Consider the following 15,713-nt stretch of genomic DNA (forward strand, 5'->3'; position numbering starts at 1 on the left):
TATGAGCAACCAAATTTTATTGAATAAACACATGCTATTAACATCGCTTATTACACTAATAAGCGCTGTATTTTCGCTTAATTTAGCCGCTCAACAACAAAGTCAAACTCTAATATTATTGGGTTCAGAACCAAAAATGTGCGCAGGTGGTTCGTCTAATAGTTGTGAGCAGGTTAAAAATACAATTCGCAATATATACTCGCTCACGGTTAATAAAATAGAGCAGGTAGCACAACATTGGCCAACAAGTAATCTTAATAATAAAAAAGCAACACTGGAAGTGCTGAGCCAATTATACAAAAATGGAACCGAACATGTTTCAAAGCAAAACTTACTGTGGCAGTGGCGTGACGTAAATAACGAGCAATTACAACGATTGTCAGTGCATGAATACAATTATGTGTTCGATATGCTCGAAGTGTCAGAAGGTAAAAATGATAACAAAATAAATAGTAAAGCAATTAAGACTCCACGATATAAAAATAATGATATTTTACAATTTATTACGGGTAGCCTAAAAGTAAATAGCGCTAAACCGACCATGCTTGTCATTACTGCGGCGCGTCGTGATCCCTACGCGTATGCTGAACTGGCAACATCTTTTTTGGCAGAGTCAGAAATAAGTGCCAAGTGGCTTGCATTAACGCCTGCACTAGCAAAGGCAATAACCACAGGTCGGTGCGCTCAACTGCCTTTACTAAGAAACAGCACTATGCAAGTGTATAACCGAGAGTCAATGTATCCTTCGCAAACTCAAACCGAATACAGCTTGTGTAAAAGTGGAGTAGTTGCATTAACCACATTAATAAAAAACAGTACGGGGGTTATGTACCATAGCGGCGATGCTGCGTTATTGCATAGCGTTTTATTTAATGATGAAAACGATCCTTACCCATGGACAAATTCACTTATAACAAGCCCGGTTATTGTGGGAATAGGAGAGGGGAGCGCCATACAAGGTAATAGCTTAATTACAAATGAAAACGCAACGATTACAAACGTACTAAAAGGGGAAACCCTGACCACTAAAAAGGGCTTAGCAACGTTTAATTATGGTGTGTTAAGTACGCACTTTAGTGAGCAAAACAACACTTTTAAATTGGCCATGATGATTGACACTTTAAGCAACAGTAAAGCTACATCACAGTATGGTTTTGGTGTAGACGAGAATACCGCTTTGGTCGCCATAAAATCGCCTGAAGGTAATCTAATGACGGTCGTAGGTGAAAATGGTGTGGTCTATTTAACTCCCGAGACAACAAAGATTGCCGTGCATATCCCTGAGCAAAATACAAATTCAAAACTTCAGGAATACCGTTATTCATACTGGCCTGCTGGCAGTGTGATTGATGTTAGCAATAACTCATTTACTTTGAGCGAGCGCACATTGGGGAAAAAATTGCCCTCAATAAAAATACCGCCTTTACCAGTTCAGCGTTTTGGGAGCATATTAACGGATGCAAAATTACGGTCTCTTACCCAAGCCATGTGCCTTGCCCAAGAGCAAAGCGCAGTTGCTCAGCAAGATGAGTTCTTAATTAGCTTGAACGCAAATGCTGATACACGCTACGACCGAATAAGCACCAAACAGTTCGGCTGCGCTGTGAGTAATTTATTGCTGGTGGTCGAATCGTTTTAGTCTGAGTATTAAATATTTGGATTTTAAGTACCAGCTCTATAAAATAACCGATATAACGTATAACCACTTTGCTAAAAGCAAAGAGAGATAGAAAGAGTTTTAACATGAATAACGAAAGTGATGTAATCGACAACTTAGCAGACTTAGAAGCTTTTTTACTCGAAATAGAAAGTGGTGGCTATGGGTTAAAAGGGGTATCGGGTGTAGGTATGGCGACTAAAAACTCAGACGGTACCCGTTTTATTGCCGTATTTGATGATAAACAGCAACTACTATTGGCCCGCGGTATCACCGAAGATGTATTTACTAATGGGCAAGATATGGTACGTAACGGTGTAAAGCCCAAACACTAATCAAATATAAATCAATAAGCGCTGTACAGCGCTTTTTTTTGCCAAAATTAAAATGAGTTGAAACATCAAGCAAGGCTAAAAAATATAAAAATTAAGAAACCGACTTAGACGAAATAAATATAGACATTTACTGCATAACTTACATATCAACGTATTTCGTTAACTAATTTACCATTTTCATAAAGTGCCGAGTATTGGCGTTTATGCTCTTCAAATAGATAGGTTCTTAACTGCTCTTTTCCGCTATTAATACGCGTAATTTTTGCAGCCATTCCTGACTTATTTTGCCTAATAGGCTCTATATCAATTGAAATATACTCTTCGTTTGGCAGTGTAAACTGCACATTTTTCATACTACCTAAGCGACTGTTATCTTTCAGAGGTTTTAAAAATATGCCAGTGCTAGATATAGACTCAATATAAAAACCCTCGCTCTTTATATTGAGTTGGCTCCAACGCCAACTACGCTGTGTGCCTTTAGTATCAATGACTTCAGGCGCACTTAATACAGGGTTAATAACCCCAGAGGGATCTATTTTTAAATCAAGCGGAAACCATAATTGATAGTGCGCAACTTTTGCTAATAGCGTTAAGCTTGCGTTGCTCAATAGGTGCGCAATGCCTGCGGGTACACTACTTTGTAAAGTAAGCTTGTGATTTGGTTTTACTTCCTGATCTTCTGGCTTAAATAAGTCAGAGATAAAGTTTAATTCTTCAGCTGAAAAGTCCATGTTCAACACCGTAAAAATAAAACCCCATAATATGTTAATTAAACAAAATGCTCAATAAGTGTGCAGCGTTATTTGTTTTCTTTACTATAGTTAAAGGTTTTGTGTGGATTTTAGGTAAGGTAAATGTTTGGCATTAGCTGTGCTTGTTACATTTTTAAAATTGAGAGCGTTCATTGTCATTCAAATTAGTTAAAAGCGAATAGCAACTTATTTAAAGTAAGATTTAGTGCCTTCAATGCGCTTTTTAAATCAAGAAGAGGTTTATTATTTTGCAGGTTTATTAAGCTGGCAATTTGCGTCTAGCAAAATATCGATTTTTAAGGTGGCTTTTAAAATACTTTGACCTATCAAGCAGGCGAGGAAAGCATAAAGTCTGGGTTTTAGACGTAATAGGCCGTTTTTAAACTGTTGTTTAGAATGCCTTTTAACTAAATATATTTTTTAAAAAGTAGAGTGTGTGTTTAATCTTCAGGTGAATACCTGTTGGTGACTATTTTATAAACTAAAAGAGGGAGTTATGAATTGGTCGGTATGGAGAGATTCGAACTCTCGACCCCTGCCACCCCATGACAGTGCGCTACCAGGCTGCGCTACATACCGACGTTGAGTGCAATAGTACGTGTATTTTTTTAAAAATCAATAAGCGATTGTTTGTTTGAGTGTTTATTAGGCAAGTGAGCTAAAAAGCTCACTTAAGTTTGGTTATTTAAGCTAGTCTTTATTTAACCAAGTTTTGATCGAGTCGTACATCTCATCTCGTATCAACGGCTGAGCTTTTTTGTTAGGGTGTAGCCCATCGTTTTGCATTAGCTCTGGTTTATCGGCGATATTGAGCATAAAAAAGTTTAGTAAGTGCGTATTAGTTTCTTCGCTGATTTGGCTAAAACTATCTGTAAACATTTTACTGTAGCGGGGACCATAATTAGGTGGAATGTAAATTTCCATCAGTGCGGTCATTGCATTAGCTGCTTGGCTTTTTTGTATAAGTTCAGTTAAGTTAGCCTGCATTTTGTTTACCGGAAAGCCGCGAAGACCGTCGTTTGCACCAAGCTCTATAAGCACATGAGTTGGTTGGTATTGAGTAAGTAATGCATCTAAACGGCGCAATGCACCACCAGAGGTTTCGCCACTAATGCTGGCGTTTACAAGTGCAATGTCGGCTTGCTCGTCATTGTACTTATCTTGTAACAATTTTACCCAGCCTTGCTCTTGTTGAAGGCCATAGGCTGCGCTTAAACTGTCACCGAGTATTAAAATCGTGTTGTCGGCTGCCGCACTCTGCGGTTTGATAACTAAAAATAAAATGAATACTAAACGTAGGATTGAATGAGTCATATGTCAGCGCTTTCTCAATTAAATATAATTCAAGTTAATGGTTTGTCTAAAATAGTAACTACCTTTGAAGGTGAGTTGCCCATCCTCAGCGACATCAGCTTTAATGTCAAGCATGGTGAGTCTGTTGCTATTGTTGGTACGTCCGGGTCAGGTAAATCTACCTTATTAAGTTTACTGGCAGGCTTAGACACTGCGAGTAATGGCGAAATATTTTTAGACGGTGAGCCGCTACATAATTTAGATGAGGAAGCACGTGCAGCACTTCGTGCCGCTAAAATTGGTTTTGTATTTCAGTCTTTTATGTTGGTGCAAAGCTTAACCGCTCTCGAAAACGTAATGTTACCTGCTGAATTAGCGGGAAAAAGTGATGCTAAGGAGCAGGCACTTGCTTTGCTTGAAAAAGTAGGCCTAAGCCATCGAACAGATCATTACCCTTCTCAGCTTTCGGGTGGTGAGCAACAGCGTGTTGCTATTGCACGTGCTTTTATTGGGACACCCAAAATTTTATTTGCTGATGAGCCTTCAGCGAACCTAGACAGTAAAAACGGAAAAATGATTGAGTCGCTGTTGTTCGACTTAAATTCTCAACACGGTACAACGCTCATTTTAGTGACGCACGATGAAGGACTCGCTCAAAAATGTGAGCATATTATCCAGATAGAAGCAGGGTTGCTTGTTAAAAGCGAAGTCGAGGACGTTGCAGATGTGGGCTAAATTAGCGCTTAAATTATTTGCGCGAGAATTTCGCAGAGGTGAGCTAACAGTAATTAGTGCAGCGATTGCTTTGGCGGTATTAACAGTACTCACGTTGTCTATGGTTACAGAGCGAATAGCACAAAGCATCGCCCAAAAAAGCAGTGCATTTATTGCCGCCGACCGAGTTCTTGCAAGTAGCCATGCTATTGATACCGCTTTTATTGAGCAAGCCAAAAGTCAAAATTTACAAACCGCGCAAATGGTGTACTTCGACACCATGTTATTTGCTAACGACGAGATGCAATTTAGTTCAGTAAAAGCTGCGTCAAATGCATACCCGTTGAAAGGGCAGCTTAAGGTAAAAAATACATTAACGGGTGAAACGATTATTGCAAATGCTGGCCCAAGGCCAGGTAACGTATGGCTTAGTGAGTCTGTTTTTTACTCGCTCAATATTGATGTTGGTTCGCAAGTTGAGCTAGGTGCGGCGTTATTCAATGTTGAAAAAGTTATAGTAGAAGAGCCCGATGCGCCATTTAATGTGTTCTCAAGTAGCCGCCGTGTTTTAATAAATATTGCAGATGTGCCCAAAACTGAGGTCGTTCAACCTGGAAGTCGTGTTTTTTACCGCCAGCTTTATGCAGGTAGTGAAGACGACATAAACAGCTTTTATGACTGGTTAAAACCACAAATGAAAGAAAACCAACAATGGTATGGCGTAAAAGACCGCCAATCACCTATTTCTAATAGTTTAAATCGAGCAGAGAGCTTTTTATTGTTGGCGGGTTTACTCGGTATCATTTTAGCTGCAGTGGCTATTGCTGTATCAGCTAAACGTTATTGCGAGCGTCAATACGACCCTGTTGCAATGATGAAAACATTGGGCGGTAGCCGCTCAATGATCCGAAAAATTTATATGCTTCATTTATTGCTTGTCTGTGCAATGGCAGTAAGCATCGGTTTGCTAATTGGTTACGGCTTGCAAGAAATAGCGACGGGGTACTTATCAAAAAGTATGGGCACAGAATTACCCATGGGGGGGTTTAAACCTTGGCTTGTGGCAATTAGCACGGGTGTAATTTGCGCCGTTATGTTTTCTATTAAACCTTTGTTTGACTTGTTCGATATTCCGCCGCTTAGGGTGTTGCGCCGTAACTTAGGCGACAAATTAGCGGTAAGCCGTGTGCATTTGGGTATGAGTGCATTGACCGTGTTTTTGTTAATGTGGTTATTTAGTAACAATATAAAAATAACGCTTATCTTATTTATAACCACACTTACCTTAATTGGCGTGTTGTTTTTAATATCGAAGCTTATTTTTGGTGGTGGCCGAATACTGGGTTTAAAACCAGGTAATAGTTGGTCGTTGGCCATTGCGTCTATTCAAAAACGCGCCAATGTAAATGCTGTTCAACTTATTAGCTTTTCGTTAGCCATTAAACTGCTTCTGTTTTTAGTTGTGCTTAAAAATGACATGATTGCCGATTGGCAGTCGCAATTACCCAGCGATGCGCCAAATGCATTTTTAGTTAATATTACACAAAACGATCTTGAGCCAATTAATAACTACCTCGCTGAAAAAGACATTTTAGTGTCTGACTTCTACCCAACGATTCGAGGGCGGGTCAATGCGGTAAATGGCGAGTTGGTTGCTCGTGAGGTCTCTCTTCAAGACAATGAGAAAAAAGACGAGGAAGCGCGTTCAGGTATTGGCCGTGAGCTAAATTTAACATGGCTTAAAGATGTACCAGCTCAAAACGAAATAATACAAGGCGAGTGGTTTGGTGAAAACGCAGTGGCTGAAGCATCAATTGAAGAGTCAATGTTAGAGCGCCTTGATGTTGAAATAGGCGACACGCTTACCTTTTTAATTGGCGCGCAGTCGTTTGATGCTAAAATTACCAGCGTTCGTACTGTGAATTGGGCAACGCTTAAACCTAACTTCTTTATTATACTCAGCCCAGATGTACTTAAAGATTTTCCGGCAACGTATATTTCGTCGGTTAGGATAGAACCTGAGCAAAAGCGTGACTTTAGCCAACTATTACGTACCTACCCAACAATTACAGCAATCGATGTAGATAACTTTGTAAAGCAAATACAAACCACCATATCTCAAGTTTCACTCGCGATTGGTTTTGTACTTGCCATTGTTGTTTTATGTGGTGCGCTAGTACTTATTTCGCAAGTACAAGCGAGCTTGGGTGAACGGATGCAAGAAATTGTAATTCTGCGAACATTAGGCGCTAAAAGCCGTTTAATTAAAAATGCGACTTTGTACGAGTTTTTATTATTAGGCGGATTAGCTGGTTTAGTTGCTGCATTCTTTAGCGATTTAGCACTGTTAATTGTGCAGCAACAAATGTTTGAACTTTCGGGCAAGCTTCATCCACATATATGGATTATAGGCCCGCTTGCTGGTGGTTTATTTGTAGCAGGGTTAGGTTATTTAATGATTGCCCGTACCCTTAAACAAAATACCCAAGGACTAGTACGCGCTTTGGGGTAAAACTAGTTAATTTTGTTTTAAAAATGCTCGCTTTATATGCGAGCATTTTTGTTTTTGCTTGGTACTGGTATTTTATACAGTGCTCTGGCATTATTAGCCTAATTTACAATAAAAATAACGAGAATGTTACTTGGCCATTATTTTAGGGATCGACCCTGGATCGCGTTTGACTGGTTACGGTGTAGTTGCCCACCAAGGAGCTAAATTTACTTATTTGGGCAGTGGGTGTATAAAATTAGCCGATCATCCTTTTCCGGTTCGCCTTAAAATGATTTATCAGGGCATAACTCAGCTTGTAGAGCAGTTTTCGCCTGAAACGTTTGCTATCGAAAAAGTGTTTATGGCTCATAACCCCGATTCAGCGTTAAAACTTGGCCAAGCTCGTGGTGCGGCCATTGTAGGTGCTGCAATGGCAGATTTACCTGTGTTTGAATATTCAGCAAGGCAAATTAAACAAGCCGTGGTAGGTAACGGCGGTGCAGACAAAAGCCAAGTACAACATATGGTAAAAAATATCTTAAAATTACCGGGTACACCCCAAGCCGATGCTGCAGATGCATTAGCAATTGCTATTTGCCATGCACACTCAGAACAAAATTTAATCAAACTAGCGGGTAGCGCAAGCAAAACCGTTAGAGGACGCTTAAGGAAATAACAATGATCGGCCGCTTAAATGGTATTTTAGTTGAAAAACAACCTCCCGAAATCTTACTTGAAGTAAGCGGTGTGGGTTATGAAGTACAAATGCCAATGACCTGTTTTTACGACTTACCAAAAGTGGGTGAAAACGCGATTGTTTATACTCATTTTGTAGTTCGTGAAGATGCGCAGTTATTGTTTGGTTTTAACAATAAAACAGAACGCGCATTATTCAGAGAGCTTTTAAAAGCAAACGGGGTAGGGCCAAAACTCGGGCTCGCTATTTTATCGGGGATGTCGGCGCAGCAGTTCGTCAGTTGTGTAAATAATGAAGATGCCACATCGCTGGTGAAATTACCGGGCGTGGGTAAAAAAACCGCTGAGCGTTTAGTGCTTGAAATGAAAGACCGTTTAAAAGACTGGGGCAATGATTTATTTACACCGTTTAGCGACAGTGCAGTAATAGAACCCCATAGTGATACATTAGTCGCTAATAATGCAGCCGCGGCACTTGTTGCGTTAGGTTATAAATTGCCTCAGGCGCAAAAGGCGGTAAAATCGGTCAGTAAACCAGATATGTCTACAGAGGTTCTTATAAAAGAATCTTTAAAATCGATGTTGTGAGTAACCCATGATTGAAGCGGATCGCTTAATTGATGCGACTGAAAAAACAAACGAAGACTCGATTGACCGAGCAATTAGGCCAAAGCTGTTGGCTGATTACCGAGGTCAGCCGCATGTTAAGCAGCAAATGGAAATATTTATTGAAGCTGCACGCAGCCGCGACGAGGCGCTTGACCATTTATTAATATTTGGACCGCCGGGTTTAGGTAAAACCACCTTAGCTAATATTGTCGCAAACGAGTTAAACGTAAATATTAAAACCACCTCAGGGCCTGTACTTGAAAAAGCAGGCGATTTAGCGGCACTACTTACTAATCTTGAAGAAGGTGATGTGCTGTTTATCGATGAGATACATAGGCTAAGCCCGCAAGTTGAAGAAATACTTTACCCTGCAATGGAAGATTATCAACTTGATATAATGATAGGTGAAGGCCCTGCTGCGCGCTCTATAAAGTTAGATTTACCACCGTTTACGTTAATTGGGGCTACAACTCGTGCAGGGTCACTTACGTCGCCACTCCGTGACCGCTTTGGCATAGTGCAGCGCTTAGAATTTTATTCAGTCGAAGATTTATCCCACATTGTTGGCCGTTCAGCCCATTATCTTGATTTAGAAATGTGTGACGATGGCGCAAGTGAAATAGCGAAAAGATCGCGGGGCACCCCACGTATTGCTAACCGCTTATTACGCCGAGTGCGAGACTATACGCAAGTCAAATCCGACGGCACTGTAAACGCAGAGGTTGCGCAACAAGCGCTTGACATGATTGACGTAGATAAAAGCGGTTTTGATTACATGGACCGTAAATACCTACTTGCTATTATTGAAAAGTTTATGGGGGGTCCAGTAGGGCTCGATAATTTAGCTGCTGCAATTGGTGAGGAGCGTGAAACCATTGAAGATGTTATTGAACCGTTTTTAATTCAGCAAGGGTTTATTCAGCGAACACCGCGCGGTCGAATTGTGTCTGACAATGCGTACCATCATTTTGGCTTGTTACCTAAAAAAGACTAATTTTAAAAACCTCTCCTAAACTCTTGCTAAAAATTACTTTTAGCAAGAGAACTTCCTTTTATAACGTATTTTTAACTACCAGAAGTGCATTGCTTTATCATTAACTAGCCTGAACTTTGGTTAAGAGATTTGCTAACGTATTGAATCATCTTGATATTTAAATTTATTTTCTCTAGCCAGAGATTTTTAGTAAAAACAAGGCGGATTTACGCGTCAATAGCTAGGCTATTGCAAGTAACTTCAACTAAGTTTGCGCAGAAAATAGCTGCTTGAGATAGATTTATTATCCAGAGTTGAGGTTAACCAACAATTCACAGGGCGTTAAGGCTTATGTGGCTATTGTTCATTTCATAAAATTCAATATTGTTAACGCCGACTAAAAGCGCCTAATTTTAACGTGAAGTTGAGTGTTTAATGAACAACATTTCGCGAAGCAGTAAAATTTTTGGATTAAACCAAATTTCAGGTAAAAAAAAGCCCGCAAATAATGCGGGCTAACAACAAGTTAAAGGAAGTAATCTGGGGGAACCATGTTTTACACTGTTAGGTTTTATCCAAATAGAGTAAAACAATGTAATACGATTAAAAATCATATTACTTAGAACAGGACCTAATGAAACAATTTCATTTAGTGCGCTAGCTCGGTATGGGATAATAATACGGAATATCCAAAAATTGTTCAAACTAGAAAATTTGTTTTTTCGGATTAAAAAAAGTAATGCTTTTAGTTTTATTGTAGTTTGTAATTTGTTTGTTAAATAATCATTTATTTTATAAGTTAATGAAATATGGTACTTAAGTATATTTTTGTATTATTGTTCGGTATTAGTTTTAGTATTCTGGCTGGTAATATGAATGTGGTTTTGCGTGTTTATGCATTGATTTTGAATAAATGCCGTGTTTTATGATGTTTATTTATATAATTACTCAGTTCAATGTAGGCATTGATATTATTTAAATAAGTTTTTACATAACTAGGCGTAAAAAATGAACTACATCGCCGATTTTTAACGTTTTTTGTTGGCTATTCATAGCAATACCGTTGTTAGTTTTAAATTGACTCGATACACTAGATGCAACTAAATGACCTGTGTTGCGGTCATAATTGCACAAATCATTACAATTGACGTATTTTGATACTATTTAGGAGTTTAATGTGGGATCAGGGCTTAATTTTTTGGATCTAATTTTAGAAGCCAGTTTGCTTGTACAATTAGTAATGTTAGGGCTAGTAGCTATGTCAGTTATGTCGTGGGCTATTATTTTTCAACGTAAAAAAGCGATTTCTGATGCGCTTTCAAATGCTAAAAAGTTTGAGCAAAAGTTTTGGTCAGGCATTGATTTAAGTAAACTATACAACGAAATTTCATCTCGTAGTGCTCAGTCTCATGGTATTGAGGCGTTATTTACAGCTGGTTTTAAAGAGTTTGCTCGTCATAAAAAAAATACATTTCAAAGCGCCAGTATTGTTATGGAAGGTACACATCGTTCGATGCGTGTTGCGCTTTCACGTGAAATTGAAAAAATTGAAACAAGCTTGTCGTTTTTAGCAACAGTTGGCTCTATAAGTCCTTACATTGGTTTATTCGGCACTGTGTGGGGCATTATGAATGCTTTTATTGCATTGGGCGAAGTAAAACAAGCTACATTGCAAATGGTTGCTCCAGGTATCGCAGAGGCTCTAATTGCTACGGCAATGGGTTTGTTTGCTGCAATTCCTGCTGTAATCGCCTATAACCGTTTTTCTAATAGTGTTGAAAAACTTGAGTCTCATTACATTAACTTTATGGAAGAGTTTGCTAATATTTTGCACCGTCAAGCAGCTACACAAATAGAGGCACAAGCGAATGTATCATCGTAAAAAGCGTCGCCCCGTTGCAGAAATCAATGTAGTACCATACATAGATGTAATGTTGGTGCTGTTGATTATTTTCATGGCGACTGCGCCACTTATCACTCATGGTGTTAAAGTAGATTTACCAAAAATGGAAGAATCTGATTTAGTTGATACTAAAGACACGCCGCCGATTATTGCGTCAATTGATGCTGAAGGTAAGTATTACGTTAGCGTAGGTACCGACCCAGAAGAGCCAATGGAAGCGCTTGATGTAGCGGCAGTGATTAAATTGCAATTAATGAAAAACCCAGATGTACCGGTAATGATCAAAGGTTCTGGCAAGGTTTCGTATCAAGAAGTGCTATTACTAATGGATTTTTTGAAAAACGCAGGTGTGCCGTCAGTAGGATTGATGACTGAGTCCTTTGAGGGGAATTAACTGAATGAGTAGTGCATTAGTAAAGTCGGTGGTATTGCATTTAGGTTTGGGCGGTTTGTTGTATGCGTCAGCTAACATTCATGCACCAACCCCTAAAGTAATGGAAGTGACGTTAAATACGGCCATACCAGACCCCGAAAAAGCGGTTTCGGCGGTAACGGTTGATCAAAAAATGGTGGAGCAAAAAATTGCTGAGCTACAAAAAAAAGAAAAAGACAAAAAGCGTGCTGAAGATAAGCGTATACGAGATTTAGAACGCCGAGCTGCAGAGGCTCGCAAGCAACGTGAATCTGAGGCTCGAAATATCAAAAAGCTTGAACGTGAACGCAAGGCCAAAGAGAAAGAAAAGGCACAAGCCGAAGCACAAGCCAAAAAAGCGCGTGAGATAGAGCAAAAAGAGCGTGCTAAAGCTAAGCAAGCAGAAAAGCAAAAGCAAGAGGCCGAAAAAGCAGCTAAAGCGGCGGCAGATAAGCGCAAGCTTGAAGAAGAAGCACTTAAAAAGGCAGAAGCTGAACGTGTGAAGCGTGAGCAAGAGGCTAAAGAGCGCGCAGCCGAGGCTGAACGTAAGCGCCAGCAAGCATTACAAGAACAAATATTACAAGAACAACTTGCTAAAGAGCAGGCTGCACGTAGTAAAATACGCCAGCAACAAGTGGCAAGTGAAGTTGACAAATACCGAGCTTTGATTATGGCGCGCATTCAACAAAACTTGTTAATTGATGAAAAAATGAAAAACCAACAATGTCGAGTTAATATCCGCCTTGGCTTTAATGGTTTAGTTACGCAAGTTAAGTCTTTAGGTGGTGATAAGCTAGTATGTGAAGCAGCGCTCAGAGCGGTACGAATGGCTGACACATTACCTGTATCGAAAGATAGAGACGTGTTTGACCAACTAAAAAATATTAACCTAACAATCAAGCCAGAATTTTAAAGGAATGATATGTTCAATAAACTAAAAGTAGCCTGTGTAGTATTGCTACTAGGGTTTCAAGGCATCGCAAATGCTGCACTTGAAATAGTAATTACTGAAGGTGTAGACGGTGCCAGACCTATTGCTATTGTGCCATTTAAATACACCGGAATAGGCCCAATACCGCAAAAACTAAGCGATGTGATTGCAGCTGATTTAGTTCGAAGCGGTAAGTTTAAGCCGGTTGACGTTACGCAAATGCCACAACAACCAAGTGAAGACAAAGCAATTGATTACGCTGCATGGGTTAATAAAGGGGTTGAGGCCGTTCTAGTTGGGCAGGTTGAACAACAAACCGATGGTCGTTATTTGGTCCGTTATGAATTAGTGGATGTAATTCGTGGTCAAATAACGGGTGGCAATACACAAATGATGTCTAATGGGCAATTAGTAAAAAGCCAAGATCACATTTTAGAGGCCAGAGAAAGCGTCATTTCAGAAAGTGGGTTTCGCCGCTACTCACACCGCATAAGTGATGTGATTTACGAAAAGCTGACAGGCGAAAAAGGGGCATTTTTAACTAAAATTGCCTATGTAATCGTACGTGATGAAGACGATAAGCCTTACCAACTCGTTGTTGCTGATTACGATGGATTTAACGAACAAGTGCTTTTGCGCTCCAAAGAGCCGTTAATGTCGCCTGCGTGGTCGCCAGATGGTACAAAGCTTGCCTACGTAACGTTTGAAAATCGCCAAAGCCAAATATATATCCAAGATTTATATACAGGCAAGCGAGAAGTGGTAGCTAGCTATCCTGGGATTAACGGTGCACCGCAGTTTTCACCTGACGGTAAAGAGCTTTTACTGGTACTTTCAAAAGATAAAACAGGTGCAACAGAGATTTACTTGTTAAACCTAGCAACACGTAAAGAAACCCGCTTAACAAACCACCGTAGCATAGATACTGAACCATCTTGGTACCCAAATGGGCAAGATATAGTGTTTACCTCGGAAAGGGGTGGTAATGCTCAGATTTATAAGTTAAATTTAAAAACTGGCAGATCTAAACGCCTAACGTTTGATGGCGATATGAATCTTGCAGGGTCAGTTACGCCTGACAGTAAAGAATTAGTGATGGTTAATCGTACGAACGGTAGCTACCATCTTGCTAAAAAAGAGTTAGCTTCTGGCGCGTTTCAAGTTTTAACAAGAACTCGCCTAGATGAATCACCGAGTATAGCGCCAAACGGCTCGATGATAATATACAGCACGCTCCATAATAACAAACAGGTACTGGCGTTAGTATCGATGGACGGCCGCTTTAAAGCACGATTACCTGTGCTAGACGGACAAGTAAAGGCACCAGCTTGGTCGCCATATTTACAGTAATGTTACTGGTTTACTCAAAATAGGAATCTACTCAATGCAACTTAATAAAATACTTAAAGGCCTGCTAATTGCTGTGCCAGTAATGACATTAGCAGCTTGTAGCTCGTCTTCAGATATCGACGAAGGTGCTGCAAACCAATCTAATCAAACGGCTGTTGAGCAAACAACAAGCAACGATACAGTTGAAGTAGCAACTATTTCTCCTGAAGAACGTGCTGAAGAACAACTTCGTCAAAAATACGAAGCACTTCGTCAAGAGCAAGTAATCTACTTTGATTTTGATAAAGCGACAATTGAAAGCAAATATGCTGATTTACTTCGCGCACATGCTGACTTTTTAGTTAAAAATCCATCGGTAAAAGTATTAATTGAAGGTCATGCCGATGAGCGTGGCACGCCAGAGTACAATATTGCACTAGGTGAAAACCGTGGTCAGTCAGTTGAAAAATACCTTCTAAGCCTGGGTGTATCAGCAAGCCAAATGTCAGTAGTGAGCTACGGTGAAGAAAAGCCAATGGTTAAATCACGTACTGAATCAGCTTTCGCTAAAAACCGCCGTGCGGTATTAGTCTACTAAGATAAGAGATATTATGAAGCCGAAAATTATTTTGGCAGCAATGATATTGAGCGGGAGCACCCAGTTATGGGCTGCTCCCGCTCCTGTTTCAGAAGCTGCGAGTTCACAGTCAAGTATTGAGAAGCGCTTAGCGTCGTTAGAAAGTATGATGCAATCGCGTAATTTCTTGCAAGCCGAGTTACAACAGCAACTTAATTTACTTCAAGATGAAGTAAGTCAAATTCGTGGTGTGACGGAAGAGCAAAGCTATAAACTGGAAAAAGTACTTCAGCGCCAGCGTGAGCTTTATCAAGAGATTGAAAACCGCGTTAGCCAAGCTTACTCTCAACCTACTGCTGTGCCTGCGACCGACTACGCACAACCTAATGATTCACAAGCATACAGCAGTGATTTGTCTGAGAACGAGGCTTACGAGCGTGCTGTTGCGCTTATAATGAAAGATAAACGTTACGATCAAGCTATTCCAGAATTTCAAACGTTTTTAACAACCTACCCAGAGTCTGTATATGCGTCAAACGCACATTATTGGTTAGGTCAATTATTAACAATTAAAAACGATGGAGTTAAAGCGGTTGAGCACTTTAGAGTGGTTGTGAACGAATTTCCAAATTCAAACAAACGCCCAGACGCCATGTTAAAGTTAGGTACGCTTTTAAAAGAGCAAGGATCAACAGATGAATCGTTAAAAATACTTAACGAACTTGTTACACAGTATCCAAGTACAACGGCTGCAAAATTAGCCACAGATCGCCTATCTAATTAATTGAATCAGCTTGATTAGACTGCTTTTTGTCATAAGCGGTCTAAAATTGGTCAACTAGGCATAAAAACTTAAAAAAAGAGACAATTTCGGTTGCACTCATTTTATAAATAAGTATTATAAGCGCCCGCAGCAAACGAATGGTTACCCCACTCAAAATGTTGCAAAAAGAGCGGGTCATTAGCTCAGTTGGTAGAGCAGTTGACTTTTAATCAATTGGTCGATGGTTCGAATCCATCATGACCCACCATTTTTAAAAT

General features: G+C 39.8%; 15 protein-coding genes and 2 tRNA genes. 14 read left to right on the forward strand and 3 right to left on the reverse strand.

Annotation, left to right across the window (positions count from 1 at the left end; all coding sequences use genetic code 11):
* The first annotated feature begins 1 nt into the window (after position 1).
* Together ATS71_RS10950 and ATS71_RS10955 are read left to right on the forward strand one after the other, a co-directional pair.
* Entirely contained in the window at positions 2-1,639 is a 1,638-nt protein-coding gene (locus ATS71_RS10950; protein ID WP_058404859.1) for a hypothetical protein, read from the forward strand.
* Between the two features lie 104 nt (positions 1,640-1,743).
* The gene (locus ATS71_RS10955; protein WP_008132014.1) at positions 1,744-1,992 is read left to right on the forward strand and encodes a hypothetical protein; all 249 of its coding nucleotides are present in this window, start codon (positions 1,744-1,746) and stop codon (positions 1,990-1,992) included.
* A 146-nt stretch (positions 1,993-2,138) separates the two neighbouring features.
* Here ATS71_RS10955 and ATS71_RS10960 read toward each other — a convergent pair whose 3' ends face one another.
* From ATS71_RS10960 to ATS71_RS10970, 3 genes are all read right to left on the reverse strand, one after another.
* On the reverse strand, positions 2,139-2,723 hold the full coding sequence (locus ATS71_RS10960; RefSeq protein ID WP_058404860.1) for a hypothetical protein: 585 nt from the start codon (positions 2,721-2,723) through the stop codon (positions 2,139-2,141).
* A gap of 523 nt (positions 2,724-3,246) precedes the next feature.
* A tRNA-Pro gene (locus ATS71_RS10965) sits at positions 3,247-3,323 on the reverse strand.
* Positions 3,324-3,434: 111 nt separating this feature from the next.
* Complete coding sequence (locus tag ATS71_RS10970; protein WP_058404861.1) at positions 3,435-4,058, reverse strand: arylesterase; 624 nt, start codon at positions 4,056-4,058, stop codon at positions 3,435-3,437.
* On the opposite strand from ATS71_RS10970, the gene ATS71_RS10975 reads away from it, so the two are divergent.
* The 12 genes from ATS71_RS10975 (at position 4,059) to ATS71_RS11030 (ending at position 15,703) form a co-directional block, all read left to right on the forward strand.
* Positions 4,059-4,772, forward strand: coding sequence for an ABC transporter ATP-binding protein (locus tag ATS71_RS10975; protein WP_058404876.1), 714 nt, complete (start codon positions 4,059-4,061; stop codon positions 4,770-4,772).
* Entirely contained in the window at positions 4,762-7,263 is a 2,502-nt protein-coding gene (locus ATS71_RS10980) for an ABC transporter permease (RefSeq protein ID WP_058404862.1), read from the forward strand. The genes ATS71_RS10975 and ATS71_RS10980 overlap by 11 nt, the downstream gene beginning before the upstream one ends.
* Positions 7,264-7,393: 130 nt before the next feature.
* Positions 7,394-7,918: a crossover junction endodeoxyribonuclease RuvC gene (gene ruvC / locus ATS71_RS10985; protein WP_008131991.1), complete on the forward strand. Its 525-nt coding sequence runs from the start codon at positions 7,394-7,396 to the stop codon at positions 7,916-7,918.
* A gap of 2 nt (positions 7,919-7,920) precedes the next feature.
* Positions 7,921-8,526 carry a Holliday junction branch migration protein RuvA gene (gene ruvA / locus ATS71_RS10990; protein WP_058404863.1) on the forward strand — a complete coding sequence of 202 codons (606 nt, stop codon included), beginning with the start codon at positions 7,921-7,923 and terminating at the stop codon, positions 8,524-8,526.
* A 7-nt stretch (positions 8,527-8,533) separates the two neighbouring features.
* Complete coding sequence (gene ruvB, locus ATS71_RS10995; RefSeq protein WP_058404864.1) at positions 8,534-9,541, forward strand: Holliday junction branch migration DNA helicase RuvB; 1,008 nt, start codon at positions 8,534-8,536, stop codon at positions 9,539-9,541.
* A gap of 1,156 nt (positions 9,542-10,697) precedes the next feature.
* Positions 10,698-11,402 (forward strand): protein TolQ, encoded by a 705-nt coding sequence (gene tolQ, locus ATS71_RS11000; protein ID WP_058404865.1) that lies wholly within the window; start codon positions 10,698-10,700, stop codon positions 11,400-11,402.
* Complete coding sequence (tolR, locus tag ATS71_RS11005; RefSeq protein WP_006794474.1) at positions 11,389-11,817, forward strand: protein TolR; 429 nt, start codon at positions 11,389-11,391, stop codon at positions 11,815-11,817. Before tolQ ends, tolR begins: the two co-directional genes overlap by 14 nt.
* A gap of 4 nt (positions 11,818-11,821) precedes the next feature.
* Positions 11,822-12,748 (forward strand): cell envelope integrity protein TolA, encoded by a 927-nt coding sequence (tolA, locus tag ATS71_RS11010; RefSeq protein WP_058404866.1) that lies wholly within the window; start codon positions 11,822-11,824, stop codon positions 12,746-12,748.
* A 9-nt stretch (positions 12,749-12,757) separates the two neighbouring features.
* Complete coding sequence (tolB, locus tag ATS71_RS11015; RefSeq protein ID WP_058404867.1) at positions 12,758-14,116, forward strand: Tol-Pal system beta propeller repeat protein TolB; 1,359 nt, start codon at positions 12,758-12,760, stop codon at positions 14,114-14,116.
* Between the two features lie 34 nt (positions 14,117-14,150).
* Positions 14,151-14,693 (forward strand): peptidoglycan-associated lipoprotein Pal, encoded by a 543-nt coding sequence (gene pal, locus ATS71_RS11020; protein WP_058404868.1) that lies wholly within the window; start codon positions 14,151-14,153, stop codon positions 14,691-14,693.
* 13 nt (positions 14,694-14,706) lie between these two features.
* A complete protein-coding gene (ybgF, locus tag ATS71_RS11025; RefSeq protein ID WP_058404869.1) occupies positions 14,707-15,456 on the forward strand; it encodes a tol-pal system protein YbgF in 750 nt (249 codons plus the stop codon).
* A 171-nt stretch (positions 15,457-15,627) separates the two neighbouring features.
* Positions 15,628-15,703, forward strand: a tRNA-Lys gene (locus ATS71_RS11030).
* Positions 15,704-15,713: the final 10 nt, after the last annotated feature.

The organism is Pseudoalteromonas sp. H71 (assembly GCF_001468485.1).
Lineage (GTDB): Bacteria > Pseudomonadota > Gammaproteobacteria > Enterobacterales > Alteromonadaceae > Pseudoalteromonas.